Genomic DNA, 12,997 nt, shown 5'->3' with positions numbered 1-12,997 from the left:
CAAAAGCGTCCTTTTTTAGTTTTCTGCTGGTTCCTGCAAAATTATTCAGCAGATTTGGGTTCCAGCGTTTTCTGCAATGTCGACGTATCTGGCCAGGTTTTAAAACCTGCCGGTGTGGCATATTGCGGTATTTTGCTGTCATTGCCAGAAACCTGAGACAACATCGCCAGCCCTTCTTGCTTAATCACCGCTTTCTGGAAGTAATCCGCCAGCTGGGTTTGTGTCAGACCGGCAATCACGCGGATGACATTCGCTCTGGTATCAAATTGCGCATTTCCGCGACTGAAATCATTACCGAACCGATCGGCTTCTTCATCAAGTGTTTGCGGATTCTGCTGCATTTCGTTGACCAGCCCCTGCTTGTACTGCAGGAACTCAGCATCTTTCATTTCACGCAGGCGTTTTTCGGCTTGTGGATAAAATGCCAGATAGCGCTGATACAGATAGTCAGGTTGTTTGCTGTTACTTTGCAGCAGGAAACCAATCCCCCACTGTTTTCCGACAGGAATTGGGAAAGCAAAGACAGCGTATCCCAGTTGCTCCTGAGTACGCAGCTGGCTGTAGAACCAGGGCTGAATAATCTGCCCGAGCAGTGCGCTGTATCCCATACTCTGGACTTCATCGTAGCCTGTTGGCACATAAACGGCAGCCAGCGCGGAGTCCGAACTGGTCCCGACACGCTGAATATTGGCTTTAACCGGCTCAGTCACCTGCGCCTGCTCGCCACGCCACCATTTGTCTCCGTGTGCGCCAAGCTTTTGCATGATCTGTTGCGACATGGCTTTAACCTGAGCGGCAGTCATATTACCGACAACCATCACTTCTACGGCGGCATGATGTACCAGTTGTTCACGGTAAGCGTTCACATCTTCAAGGGTGATGGCGGAAACCAGTTTTTCTCGTTCGCTGCGCTCGGTATAAGGCACGCGGGAAAGCAGCTGAACAGGTTGCAGCGCAAGTTCAAACGCTTTTCCTTTATCTGCTGAAGCCAGTCGTTCGAGATACCAGGATTTCGCCTGATCCAGCTGTTCCTGTGTCGGTTTGAAGTCAGGATAATTGTCTACCAGCGCTGCCAGCAAATCAGGCAGGCACTCGGTAAAACCTGTGGCTGTAAATTGCAGGCCATTGTCCGGCGATGTGCCGAAAGTAATCCCACCGATGGAGGCCTGATAGCTCAGTTGATCGAACGCTACGCCGGTCAGATAATCCGTAAGACCGTACAGCACCTGATTTTTAGCCGTGCTGAGCGCCTGATCGTTGCGGAAAGAGACTGTCACATTGGCTTTTGGCTCGTCAGCAAAGTATCTGCTGGGCATGTAAAACACCCGTAAACCTTTTTCGTCCACCAGCAGTTCAGGTTTTGTCGCTTTAGAGTCTTTGGTCACCAGCGCGAGTGACTCAGGGATATAGGGATTCAGTGCCGGCAGTGATAACGCGATAGTTTGCCCGATGGTTTTCCATTGCTCATAGGTCTGAGGCGGTACTTTATCGACCTGATAAGGCGCATTCACGAAGTAAGCCATTTTATTGTGCGGCTCATTTGGGCTGATTATCCAATAGCGCGCATTTTGCGGCGTCATTTCATCCAGACGGGATCCAATGGCCTTGGGGTCGTATTGATCTGTCAGATAAGGCGAATCGAGAACGTGCTCAACCGGTACGCGCAGCATGGTATCCACCAGCCATTCGACGTAATCCATATCCCGCGTTAATGCCGGATACCGGAAATCGAGCGCCATCACGTGCGCAATTTCATCAAAATAGGGCTTCTCAATACCCCTGGCGCGCATCTCATTGAGATAACTGAATACAGCGGCAATCACGGTGTCACGCTGTGCGAGCCCCTTATCCGTCAGGGAAACCGAGATATTGAAGACGCCCATATTACGGTTCACCATCGGATCAGCACCGGCGCTTATCCCGTCAGCATAACCCTGTTTCTGTAACCAGTCAGAGAGTGTATTCGGGCTGCGGTTGCCAATCAGATAGCTGATATAGGTGTCAGTTTTACTGCGAAAATCTGCGCTGTTGTTATCGATGGCAAATTCAATGCGTAATTCTTTGCGGGGTTGTGCGGGAACAAAATGGATGAACTCCCCTTTCTGTTCAGCGGTTAACGTGGGCACCGTGATTGGCGGAACCACCGCGTGATGATTGGCTATCTGACCAAAGGTCGTTGAGGCCAGTTCTGCCAGTTCCGGCAAAGACTTATTACTGTAAATCACGCCGACCATCAGGTTAGCGGAATAATAGCGGTGATAAAAAGCCGTCAGTTCATCATGCAGCTTGCTGCCGGGTTTGTCTTTCAGGGTATCCAGATTCCCCCCGGCGAAACGGGCTGCCGGATGCTCAGGGTTCAATGTCTCTGCGCGAACCTGCGCCATGCGCATTCCGTCTCGGGAGCGTGCCATCGTCAGCTCAGCGTTGACAGCGTTACGCTCGCGGTCGCCATTAGCGGGATCCAGTAAAGGCTCGCCAATGGCATCGGAAAGGCGATCAACGGCCTCCGGCAGAGCGTCATTTTCTACTTCCAGATAAAAGGCCGTGCGGTAAGAAGCCGTGCTGCCGTTATGACTACCGCCGTGTTTCTTAAGGAATTCAGAAAGGCTTTCAGGCTGAGGATATTTCTTAGAACCCATCAGCAACATGTGTTCGGTATAGTGAGCCAGGCCTAATTGGGAACCGGGATCTTCCAGTGATCCGACAGGAATAGCCAGTGCAGCGAGAGACTTGGGGGCTTGAGGATCAGATACCAGCAAAACGGTCATATCATTCGCCAGTTTGATGGCCTGATACTGACGCGGGTCGTTCTGACTTTTATTGATAGCTTGTGGATAAGGCTGCCAGTCGGCTGCACTTGAAACAACAGGGGCCCAAAAGGTCAATAACAACAGTAACCCGGAAATACGGGTAACCTGTTTTAACATTGCCACACTCCCTAAATCGAATAAACGTGCCACACGGGCAATAAATACAGGGTTCAACAACAGATGAACCTCAACAAGCTGTTTTGAGCAGATGAGTCTGTTCAGACCCCGCAGAAACAGGATAGTTGTGAAAAAAATCGCATTGGGATTTTCTTCCTGTGTTCCGTCACGTTTTAGCCATAAAGCCAAATGTTCCAATAGGGAAAAATCACCCTGTTAAACCACTCTAAGCTGTTAGCTCACCATTGCAAGTGGCTTGAGCGTATTTTTGTCCTTGGTTATGCCGCTGACGGACACCGTTTCAGGGACTGGAATTGCATATCAGGCGCTGCAATATTGCCTGATATTTTGCCGGCGTTTGAATCTTAGCACTGACTAACTTGCAGGATTGTGCATCTGAAATGCCAGTAAGCAGAAATTCCCAACCTTCGGTAAAAGGCTCAGTGCCTTTTCCTGTCACTGAATAGGCCTCAAGCTGAGAATGCGCTTCTGCCCACGCCTGCTGAACCTGCCACTGACGCATAAACCCGTACGTCAGCGACTGGTAGTAGTTCAGGAGTCCAAGTATCGACACTGACAGCAACAACATTGCAATCAGAGCCTCTGTCAGACTAAAACCTTGTTGTTCTGCCCGGCTTTCATTCATTGCAGAACTGCTCATCAGCCTCAGGGCAAAAATCCAGCCATCCCTGTTTCAGGGGTGAAAAAATTACCTCTCCGCTGGCCTGCTTTTTCACACTGACCTGCTGATATTGCATAACAGATTCATTGCCTTCTGCCATTCTTCCTTCGCCACGAAACAGGAAAATATCCTGGCGCAATGAAGGCCGGACACACACTCTGCCGGTGCCTGAAGCGATGATGCCTGCTGCCACATTCCGGCACTGCCAGAAAGGTTCGCTGCTGTCTTTCCATGACTGGCGTATACCCCACGCTAACGCTGATGCTGCATTTTCCCAGGCAATGACATAACGATGCTGATTCGATGTCAGCGCCAGTCCCGCGGAAAGTTGCTGTTGCAGTGAGTTTAGGGCGATCAACCCCAACCCCATCATCACCATAATACTCAGGATCATTGCACTCCCCTGCTGTTTGCCCGAATCGCGCATTTCAGCTGCTGTCATAAAACGTGGCCTGCAATCATTTCGGTCACCTGCCGGTGGATAAAAGGATTTTTGCTCCAGCTGGCGTCAAGTTGCAGTGAATACAGGCGGCCGGAGCCACTTGCTGCTACCTCGGTTACCACAAACCGGGTCACGTTGACTTCAGCAGGGTCGAGAAATTTTTCCCACCCCAAACTGCTGCAATCACCTGCCCCGCGCTGAACCTCAATACCGCCCTGACGTAAACGATAACCAAAGTATTCAGACTCCGCCGTCCCGGGCTTATCCCATTTTCCGTTACGGTTCAGGTCATAGATAACAAGGATGCAGGAACTCGCCGCTTCACCCGCAGCATTGCCGATGATGACAGATTTGCCCTCACAGGTTCCGTTACAGAAACCGGCCCGACGAATATCTTTGCCAATAGCAAAAGTAGTCTGGCGTAAAAGTTGCTCGAGCTGATAATGCCGGCCCAGGCTCTGGCTTCTCTGACGCATCAGCGGATAGATTTGTGCGGCACTGAGCATCAGCATGCTGCCAATCCCCATTGCTATCATGACTTCTGGTAACGTGAACCCCTGACAGCGGGGTATGCTCACTGGCATAAGCCGATGCCCAACAATGGCTGCGCTTCACTGCACGTACGCAACCGTCCTCTGACAGAAAGTACGATCCGCAAACTTCCCGCTGAATTTTTCAGTGTGATATGCCCGGCCAGCGCCGCATTACGCAGGCCGTAAAAGCCCATGTTTTTTTCGCTGACAGCAAGTAACTCCACACCGGATCCACGGGTGGCGAATATTTTTCCCACAGCATTATGACAACCTGAAGGAGGGGTTCCGGTTCCCACGCATCCATCAGTGCCGGCAATGCCCCATAAGACAGCAGAGCGATTGTAATTATTGGCTTCTGCCTGCACCCCGAAAAGATACAAACGCAGTTGCTGAGCAGATTGCTCAAGCTTTAATGCCTGCTGGTAATTGCGCCAGCTGTGGATCCCCCACAACGTACACATGGCGACCAGAGCCACGACAACCATCATTTCAATCAGCGACATTCCCTCTTCCCCTGCCCGCTCAAATGTTTTCATGCGGCCAAAATAGGCATTTAGATTTTTTCTGCCACTGGCAGAGTCATTTTTTCCAGGATGTCGTGAGGACTTTCGATGCAACGAAATCCACGCGACAAAAAAGTTGCGTGATGTCTCGCAGGGATAGCACCGGGATATAAATCGGGATAGAAATTGTCAGGAAAAGGCGTAAAAAGTGGAGCAACTGGAAAGCAGGATAAGGGGGGAATGACCGCCTGACGCAAGTGTCAGGCGGCATGCAACGAAGGATCAGATAGCGACAGGTGCCTTGATTGCAGGGTGCGGATCGTACCCTTCAATCTCGAAATCTTCGAAGTTGTAATCAAACAAGGAGGCCGGTTTGCGTTTAATAACAAGTTTTGGCAACGCACGAGGTTCACGGCTCAGTTGCAGATGCGTCTGTTCCATGTGGTTGCTGTACAGGTGCGTATCGCCACCCGTCCAGACAAAATCACCCACTTCAAGGTCGCATTGTTGCGCCATCATATGCACCAGCAGTGCGTAGCTGGCGATATTGAACGGCAAGCCGAGGAAGATATCGCATGAGCGCTGGTACAGCTGGCAGGACAATTTACCGTCGGCCACATAGAACTGGAAGAAAGCGTGGCAAGGTGCCAGCGCCATCTTATCCAGTTCGCCCACGTTCCATGCAGACACGATAATACGACGCGAGTCAGGGTCTTTCTTCAGCTGTTCAACCACATTTGCCAGCTGGTCGATTTGCTTGCCGTCAGCCGCACCCCAGGCACGCCATTGCTTGCCGTAAACCGGTCCGAGGTCGCCGTTTTCGTCAGCCCACTCGTCCCAGATGCTGACATTGTTTTCACGCAGATAAGCAATGTTAGTTTCGCCTTTCAGGAACCACAGGAGTTCATGAATAATGGAGCGTAAATGGCAGCGTTTGGTCGTGACCAGCGGGAAACCTTCCTGCAAGTTGAAACGCATCTGATGACCAAAAATCGACAACGTGCCCGTACCGGTACGGTCGGCTTTAGGGGTGCCCTCATCGAGCACTTTCTGCATTAAATCCAGATACTGTTTCATGTTACCTCACGACAATTGTTTCTGCGGACGGCGATATGCCCAGACCATCATAATCAGGCCAATGACAACCATTGGGATGGACAGCACCTGTCCCATACTGATGATCCCGTCGAACAAACCAAGCTGTGCATCTGGCTGGCGGAAGTGTTCAACGATGATGCGGAATAAGCCATAACCGATCAGGAACAAGCCTGATACCGCGCCCATCGGGCGGGATTTACGGATAAATACGTTCAGGATGATGAACAGTACGATACCTTCGAGCAGCAGTTCATACAGCTGAGAAGGATGGCGCGGCAACACGCCGTACTGGTTCAGCAGCGGCTGCCATTTCGGGTCAGCGGCGGCAATCGCAATATCTTCCTGACGGGAACCCGGGAACAGCATTGCCCATGGCACATCCGTGGTCACGCGGCCCCAGAGCTCGCCATTGATAAAGTTACCAAGACGACCCGCGCCCAGACCAAACGGGATCAGCGGAGCGATAAAATCGGCAACCTGGAAGAAGTTGCGCTTAGTGCGACGGGCAAAAATCAGCATGACCACGATTACGCCAATCAGGCCGCCGTGGAAGGACATGCCGCCGTCCCACACTTTGAAAAGATACAGTGGGTTTTCGAGGAACAAAGGCAGATTGTAGAAGAATACGTAACCGATACGACCACCGAGGAAGACACCAAGGAAACCCGCGTACAACAGGTTTTCAACTTCGTCTTTGGTCCAGCCGCTGCCTGGCTTGTTAGCACGGCGTACCGCCAGCCACATTGCGAAGACAAAACCGACCAGATACATCAGTCCGTACCAGTGAAGAGATACCGGTCCGATTGAGAAAATCACCGGATCAAACTGGGGAAACGCCAGATAGCTGTTGCTCATCTATCACCACAAATTGTTTATCATTATTGCCCGGTCAGGGGCCAGCAGGGAGCGAATAGTAGCATAGCCGGAAGGTTTTCCGGGGCTAAGCCGCTGGAAAAGTTCTGTAAAAAATCATCTCATCCCGCGCCAGAGTGCGATCAGGATGAGAATACTGCAGCGCAAAACCTGGCGTCCGGCGCTTATTTACCGCCGCGGATAAGGCCGCCCAGTCCGCGTCTTTCCATAAATGCGGCGGTCATTTGACGCACGTCCGTGGTGAAATGCGCCTGTAACACCCGTCCGGCCAGCTCTTCTGCATCGGCTAAATCAATGCGTCGCAGCAGGTATTTTACACGGGCGACGCTGCGTCCGTTCATGCTGAGATTACGGAACCCCATGCCGGTAAGCAGCAATGCGCCCATCGGATCACCCGCCATTTCGCCACACAAACTGACGTCCAGTCCGGCGACTTCTGCACTGGTGATAATCTGCCTGAGCACGCGCAGCATCGCCGGATGCAGGCTATCATAGAGCCCGGCCACGCGGGTGTTGTTGCGATCCACCGCCAGCAGATACTGCGTTAAATCGTTGGTACCGACGGAGATAAACTCGACCCTTCCGACCAGCGCTGGCAGCATAAAGACCATGGAAGGGACTTCGATCATCACGCCAAGACGTGTCCGCGGAAGCTCGTAACCGAGTTGTTCCTCTACTTCACGTCCGGCACGATCGATTAAACGACGCGCCTCGTCAATCTCTTCAAGACTGGTCACCATGGGCAGAAGAATGCCGAGATTACCGGTCGCCGCATTAGCACGCAGCATCGCGCGTACCTGAATGAGGAAAATTTCAGGCTGATCGAGAGTAATACGGATACCACGCCAGCCCAGACAAGGGTTCTCCTCGCTGATCGGCATATACGGTAGTTGTTTATCAGAACCGATATCCAGCGTGCGCAGGGTGACCGGTTTTTGCGGAAACAGCTGCAACATGCCCTGATACTGCGCGACCTGTTCTTCTTCAGAAGGGAAGCCGCTTTGCAGCATGAACGGTATTTCCGTGCGATACAGCCCGACACCGTCAACGCGGCTGCCGAACAGTTTTTCGTGATCGGCACTCAGACCGGCATTGAGCATCACTTTCACCCGTTCGCCACTTTTCAGCGCGGCGGGTTGCTCAACGTCGTCTTCAGCTTTCTGACTCAGCTCCATTTCTTCGCTGATCAGACGCTTATATTCCGTGACCAGCACGGGTTCGGGGTCAATTAGTAACTCGCCACGATAGCCATCAACAATCAGTTGTCGCTGGCTCAGCAGTGCAGGCTGAATATCAGCGCCCATAATGGTCGGCACGCCCATTGCGCGCACCAGAATCGCCGCATGGGAGTTGGCGGCGCCGTCGCGAACCACGACACCGGCCAGCCGGTCTTGCGGCACTTCGGCCAGCAAAGTAGCCGTCAGCTCATCGGCAACCAGAATAAAACGCTCAGGCCACTGGGTATTGCCCTGGATCGTGTCATCGAGATGGAAAACCAGTCGCTGACCCAGCGCACGTAAATCGCTGCCGCGCTCACGCAGGTAAGTATCCTGCAAACTGGCAAACTGAGCGGCAAACTCCTCAACCACCTTTTTGACCGCCCACTCCGCCACCGCGCCCTGATCAATCTGAGCGAACAACTCGCGCTTGAGGCGTGCATCGTTAAGCAGGTGGGAATAGAGATCGAAAATCGCGGCGCTTTCTTTCTGCGCACTGGCAGTAAAACGCTTACTGAAACGACGGAATTCAGCACCAGCATCTTCCAGTGCGCGGGTCAGACGTTCGCGTTCACGCACCGTATCAAGCGTGGACGCCATATAAACATGCTCGAGCGAAGGCTGCGAGCTGTCCTGCCAGCCGATACCGATAGCCACACCCGGCGATGCCGCAAGCGCGCGGACACGGGTCTGACGAAAGCGTCCGTAAAGCACATTAAGCTGTGCCTGAGAAAGGATCGCGGCCAGCTGCGTCGCCAGCGTGACCAAAAATGACTCTTCACTTTCATCGAACTGGCGGTGTTCGCGTTGCTGGATAACCAGCACGCCAAGCAACTGACGACGGTGAATGATCGGTACGCCTAAAAAGGATCGGAACAGATCTTCTTTTACGGCAGGAATATATTTGAAGCTGGGATGGCTCTGCGCATCAGCAAGGTTAATAGGCTCGGCAAGACGCCCTACCAGACCGACAATCCCCTGATCAAACGCCAGAGTAATAGTCCGCCCGCGAGGTTTTTTCAAACCTCGCGTCGCCATCAGGTAATAACAACGGCGGTCATTGTCAGCGAGATAGACGGAACACACTTCTGTGTCCATCGCCAGGCAGGTTTCATTGACCAGTACATCCAGCGCATCATTGAGGCTGGATGACATTGCTACCTTTTCAACAATTTCTCGCAAACGCGTGAGCATCTCTTCGTGACTTAGCCTCTTTTACGACGATAAGCGGGTGATGTCCTGGGAAGGGAGACTTCCTGCATCAGCATAATCGTGGTGGAAAACTCTTTCATCACCCGACGGTAAACATCGCGTTTAAAAGAAACCACCTGACGAACCGGATACCAGAAACTCACCCAACGCCAGCCATCAAATTCAGGCGTACTGCTGCGCTGCATATTGATATCAGCATCGTTACACATCAGTTGCAGCAAGAACCATTTTTGCTTTTGGCCGATACAAACCGGCTTTGTGTCCCAACGCACCAAACGTTTTGGTAATTTATAACGTAACCAGTTACGGGTTGAAGCCAGAATACGTACATCTTTACGGCCAAGCCCCACTTCCTCAAACAGCTCGCGGTACATGGCCTGCTCAGCGGTTTCACCGGGGTTTATGCCCCCCTGCGGAAACTGCCAGGAGTGCTGACCGTATCGTCTGGCCCACAATACCTGACCCTGCTTGTCACAGATTACGATACCAACATTCGGGCGGTAGCCATCATCATCGATCACCGGACTACCTCAATAGCTTAAAATCATAGATGTTCTGATTGTTTCATACTACCAACAGGCGGTAAACCACTGGTTAATGCCGATGAGCATGAATAAAAATGGGATAACTCTCCGTTAACCTCGAAGTTATAAACAGATTTTGGAAATCACCCGCGATTTTATTCACTTTTTCTGTGGATAGATATGTGAAGAACTTAAGAGTAAGCGGGGTAAAACTCTGCTGAACTTATTTTTGCCAGCAAAATGGATTTCCATAAAATCACTATAAAACATAACATTACTGACAATAACTGAAGTTATCCCACGGTCAAAAATGAGAGTTATCTCACACTGCACAGTGACCTGGTGAAAGATCCACCAATGTCGTTTTTATCCACAGCGATCGTTTAAAAGTTGACGTCATCAGGGCAAAAATTGCATAAAACCCCTTCCGTCAAGCCTGTAAATCGAACCAGTGATCGGTAAAAGACAGGGTTATCCAAGAAATCTGTGGATAAGTAGGTGGAAGATCCTGTTTATTGTCGCCTTCAACAGGTGATCAACCTAATCAAATGTGAATAAAAGAGACCAGAAAGCGGAAAAAAACCTAAGGTAAATCATGCTATTATTTCATTACTCCACAGGGATAACTTTTTATTCATTGTGCCTGCACAAAGCAGTACAAAAATTAATCATTTAATTGAGCGTTGTTTTTTATGTCTATTCCTTTACCCGCGACCTCACCGCCCCGTCACGAACAGGAACTGCTGCAACGCGCGCAGTCGCTGGCGGGTCACACGCTGGGCGAACTGGCGGCGCATGCGGGACTCCCTATTCCGGAAAACCTTAAACGGGAGAAAGGCTGGGTCGGCATGTTGCTGGAAGTTTATCTTGGTGCGATAGCCGGCAGTAAACCTGAGCAGGATTTTGCTGACATTGGCATTGAGCTGAAAACCATTCCGGTGGATTCCCGTGGCAAGCCGCTGGAAACTACCTTTGTGTGTGTCGCACCTTTAACCGGCAACAGCGGTGTGACGTGGGAAAGCAGCCATGTGCGCCACAAACTGGCGCGGGTGCTGTGGATACCGGTTGAAGGCGAACGTCAGATCCCGCTGTCAGACCGTCATATTGGTGCGCCGTTGCTGTGGCAGCCTTCTCCTGAAGAAGATGAACAACTGCGTCAGGACTGGGAAGAACTGATGGATTTGATTGTGCTGGGCAAAGTAGAAAGCATCACTGCCCGTCATGGCGAGTTTTTACAAATCAGGCCAAAGGCCGCGAACAGTAAGGCGCTGACCGAAGCCATCGGCGAATTCGGGCAACCGATCCTGACGTTGCCTCGCGGTTTCTATCTTAAGAAGCGTTTTACCTCGGCATTGCTCGCCCGGCATTTTTTGCTTTGATCGCCGCATTTAGAAAATTTTAATCACCTTTTCTGCCACTTTTAAAACGTTTTGCTACGCTAGAATCTGACTCTCTTGTCGTACATAAAAGGAATGATAATAATGATGAAAAAAACATTGATGATGGCCGGTGCCGCAATGCTGGTTTTTACCCTGGCAGGTTGCGCCAGCGATTACGTCATCTCGACCAAAGACGGCAGCATGATCCTGACCGATGGCAAACCAAAGCTGGATAAATCCACTGGTCTGCTGAGCTACACCGATGAACAAGGCAATGAACGCCAGATCAACAATGATAACGTCAGTCAGGTCATGAAGCGTTAAGTTAAGTATCAGTCCTGTCCGATAAGAGCCGGTTTTTACCGGCTCTTTTGCTCATTCCCCGCCCTGCTCAGATGACCGGCACTCTCTGCCACTTCCCCCTGATGATTCCCTTGTATATAGTCAGTTGAGGCGCTTTTTCATTAGCCTGACATTCTCAGATATAAAGGAAGACCGGCAATGCAATATCACCGTATACCCCACAGTTCTTTAGAAGTGAGCTTACTGGGACTTGGCACCATGACTTTTGGTGAACAAAACAGCGAAGCCGACGCCCATCAGCAGCTCGATTACGCCGTTTCAGCAGGCATCAATTTGATTGATACCGCCGAAATGTATCCCGTTCCTCCGCGTCCAGAGACGCAGGGACTGACAGAAAGTTATATTGGCAGCTGGCTCAAAGCCCGCGGCAACCGTGAGAAGATTGTTCTGGCGAGCAAAGTCTCGGGACCTTCCCGTGGTAGTGACAACGCTATCCGCCCGGCTCAGATGCTGGATCGCAAAAATATCCGCGCCGCGCTGGATGCCAGCCTCAAGCGTCTGAATACAGATTATCTGGATTTGTATCAGCTGCACTGGCCGCAGCGTCAGACCAACTTCTTTGGCAAACTGAGTTATCAGTACACCGAAGAACAGTCTCCGGTGACCTTGCTGGAAACGCTGGAAGCACTGAATGAACAGGTACGTGCCGGTAAAATCCGCTACATCGGCGTTTCTAACGAAACCCCGTGGGGCGTGATGCGTTATCTGCAACTGGCGGAGAAACACGATCTGCCACGCATCGTGTCGATTCAAAACCCGTACAGCCTGCTGAACCGCAGCTTTGAAATCGGTTTGTCAGAAATCAGCCAGCACGAAGGCGTTGAACTGCTGGCGTATTCCAGCCTGGCGTTCGGCACCTTAAGCGGCAAATACCTGAACGGTGCGAAACCGGCGGGTGCGCGTAATACGCTGTTCAGCCGCTTCACCCGTTATTCTTCACCGCAGGCAGAAGCGGCGATTGCCGAATATGTGGCTCTGGCGAAGAAACGCAATCTGGATCCTTCACAAATGGCGCTGGCCTTTGTGCGTCAGCAGCCGTTCGTGGCCAGCACGCTGCTCGGCGCGACGACCATGGAACAGCTGAAGATCAACATCGACAGTCAGAACCTGACACTTGACGAAGAAATCCTCGCTGACCTGGAAAATATCCACAAACGCTTCACTATTCCTGCACCGTAATTCCTGCATAGTTAATGCGGATCGCAGGCAACAAAAAAGGGCGCTCAGCGCCCTTTCCTTTTGTG

At 51.5% G+C, this 12,997-nt stretch carries 12 protein-coding genes; 3 read left to right on the top strand and 9 right to left on the bottom strand.

What is annotated here, in order from left to right; all coding sequences use genetic code 11:
- Positions 1 to 41 precede the first annotated feature (41 nt).
- The 9 genes from ptrA to rppH form a co-directional block, all read right to left on the bottom strand.
- On the bottom strand, positions 42 to 2,927 hold the full coding sequence (gene ptrA, locus EC840_RS23680) for a pitrilysin (RefSeq protein WP_132967272.1): 2,886 nt from the start codon (positions 2,925 to 2,927) through the stop codon (positions 42 to 44).
- A gap of 301 nt (positions 2,928 to 3,228) precedes the next feature.
- Positions 3,229 to 3,573 (bottom strand): prepilin-type N-terminal cleavage/methylation domain-containing protein, encoded by a 345-nt coding sequence (locus EC840_RS23675; protein ID WP_112288304.1) that lies wholly within the window; start codon positions 3,571 to 3,573, stop codon positions 3,229 to 3,231.
- The gene (locus EC840_RS23670) at positions 3,566 to 4,051 is read right to left on the bottom strand and encodes a YgdB family protein (RefSeq protein ID WP_243701118.1); all 486 of its coding nucleotides are present in this window, start codon (positions 4,049 to 4,051) and stop codon (positions 3,566 to 3,568) included. The genes EC840_RS23675 and EC840_RS23670 overlap by 8 nt, the downstream gene beginning before the upstream one ends.
- Positions 4,048 to 4,635: a prepilin peptidase-dependent protein gene (locus tag EC840_RS23665; protein ID WP_132967270.1), complete on the bottom strand. Its 588-nt coding sequence runs from the start codon at positions 4,633 to 4,635 to the stop codon at positions 4,048 to 4,050. The genes EC840_RS23670 and EC840_RS23665 overlap by 4 nt, the downstream gene beginning before the upstream one ends.
- Entirely contained in the window at positions 4,626 to 5,120 is a 495-nt protein-coding gene (locus EC840_RS23660; protein ID WP_341798977.1) for a prepilin peptidase-dependent protein, read from the bottom strand. The genes EC840_RS23665 and EC840_RS23660 overlap by 10 nt, the downstream gene beginning before the upstream one ends.
- Positions 5,121 to 5,369: 249 nt before the next feature.
- On the bottom strand, positions 5,370 to 6,164 hold the full coding sequence (gene thyA, locus EC840_RS23655) for a thymidylate synthase (protein WP_113877596.1): 795 nt from the start codon (positions 6,162 to 6,164) through the stop codon (positions 5,370 to 5,372).
- A gap of 6 nt (positions 6,165 to 6,170) precedes the next feature.
- Positions 6,171 to 7,040: a prolipoprotein diacylglyceryl transferase gene (gene lgt, locus EC840_RS23650; RefSeq protein ID WP_112288300.1), complete on the bottom strand. Its 870-nt coding sequence runs from the start codon at positions 7,038 to 7,040 to the stop codon at positions 6,171 to 6,173.
- A 182-nt stretch (positions 7,041 to 7,222) separates the two neighbouring features.
- On the bottom strand, positions 7,223 to 9,469 hold the full coding sequence (ptsP, locus tag EC840_RS23645) for a phosphoenolpyruvate--protein phosphotransferase (protein ID WP_132967268.1): 2,247 nt from the start codon (positions 9,467 to 9,469) through the stop codon (positions 7,223 to 7,225).
- A gap of 11 nt (positions 9,470 to 9,480) precedes the next feature.
- Positions 9,481 to 10,008 (bottom strand): RNA pyrophosphohydrolase, encoded by a 528-nt coding sequence (gene rppH / locus EC840_RS23640; protein ID WP_132967266.1) that lies wholly within the window; start codon positions 10,006 to 10,008, stop codon positions 9,481 to 9,483.
- 695 nt (positions 10,009 to 10,703) lie between these two features.
- On the opposite strand from rppH, the gene mutH reads away from it, so the two are divergent.
- The 3 genes from mutH to EC840_RS23625 all read left to right on the top strand — a co-directional run bounded on the left by mutH (position 10,704) and on the right by EC840_RS23625 (position 12,932).
- Positions 10,704 to 11,390: a DNA mismatch repair endonuclease MutH gene (gene mutH / locus EC840_RS23635; protein ID WP_112288298.1), complete on the top strand. Its 687-nt coding sequence runs from the start codon at positions 10,704 to 10,706 to the stop codon at positions 11,388 to 11,390.
- 105 nt (positions 11,391 to 11,495) lie between these two features.
- Positions 11,496 to 11,714 carry a YgdI/YgdR family lipoprotein gene (locus tag EC840_RS23630; RefSeq protein ID WP_162940790.1) on the top strand — a complete coding sequence of 73 codons (219 nt, stop codon included), beginning with the start codon at positions 11,496 to 11,498 and terminating at the stop codon, positions 11,712 to 11,714.
- A gap of 177 nt (positions 11,715 to 11,891) precedes the next feature.
- Positions 11,892 to 12,932 (top strand): NADP(H)-dependent aldo-keto reductase, encoded by a 1,041-nt coding sequence (locus EC840_RS23625; RefSeq protein WP_112288296.1) that lies wholly within the window; start codon positions 11,892 to 11,894, stop codon positions 12,930 to 12,932.
- Positions 12,933 to 12,997 lie beyond the last annotated feature (65 nt).

It is taken from the genome of Rahnella sp. JUb53 (assembly GCF_004346065.1).
GTDB lineage: Bacteria > Pseudomonadota > Gammaproteobacteria > Enterobacterales > Enterobacteriaceae > Rahnella > Rahnella variigena.
The sequence above is the reverse complement of the archived record's forward strand: the minus strand, read 5'-3'. Positions and strand labels throughout refer to the sequence as shown.

Excerpts from the sequence above, each read along its gene's own strand:
- ptrA (WP_132967272.1), bottom strand. The coding sequence starts at position 2,927 with ATGTTAAAACAGGTTACCCGTATTTCCGGGTTACTGTTGTTATTGACC.
- EC840_RS23675 (WP_112288304.1), bottom strand. The coding sequence starts at position 3,573 with ATGAATGAAAGCCGGGCAGAACAACAAGGTTTTAGTCTGACAGAGGCT.
- EC840_RS23670 (WP_243701118.1), bottom strand. The coding sequence starts at position 4,051 with ATGACAGCAGCTGAAATGCGCGATTCGGGCAAACAGCAGGGGAGTGCA.
- EC840_RS23665 (WP_132967270.1), bottom strand. The coding sequence starts at position 4,635 with ATGCCAGTGAGCATACCCCGCTGTCAGGGGTTCACGTTACCAGAAGTC.
- EC840_RS23660 (WP_341798977.1), bottom strand. The coding sequence starts at position 5,120 with ATGAAAACATTTGAGCGGGCAGGGGAAGAGGGAATGTCGCTGATTGAA.
- thyA (WP_113877596.1), bottom strand. The coding sequence starts at position 6,164 with ATGAAACAGTATCTGGATTTAATGCAGAAAGTGCTCGATGAGGGCACC.
- lgt (WP_112288300.1), bottom strand. The coding sequence starts at position 7,040 with ATGAGCAACAGCTATCTGGCGTTTCCCCAGTTTGATCCGGTGATTTTC.
- ptsP (WP_132967268.1), bottom strand. The coding sequence starts at position 9,469 with ATGCTCACGCGTTTGCGAGAAATTGTTGAAAAGGTAGCAATGTCATCC.
- mutH (WP_112288298.1), top strand. The coding sequence starts at position 10,704 with ATGTCTATTCCTTTACCCGCGACCTCACCGCCCCGTCACGAACAGGAA.
- EC840_RS23630 (WP_162940790.1), top strand. The coding sequence starts at position 11,496 with ATGAAAAAAACATTGATGATGGCCGGTGCCGCAATGCTGGTTTTTACC.
- EC840_RS23625 (WP_112288296.1), top strand. The coding sequence starts at position 11,892 with ATGCAATATCACCGTATACCCCACAGTTCTTTAGAAGTGAGCTTACTG.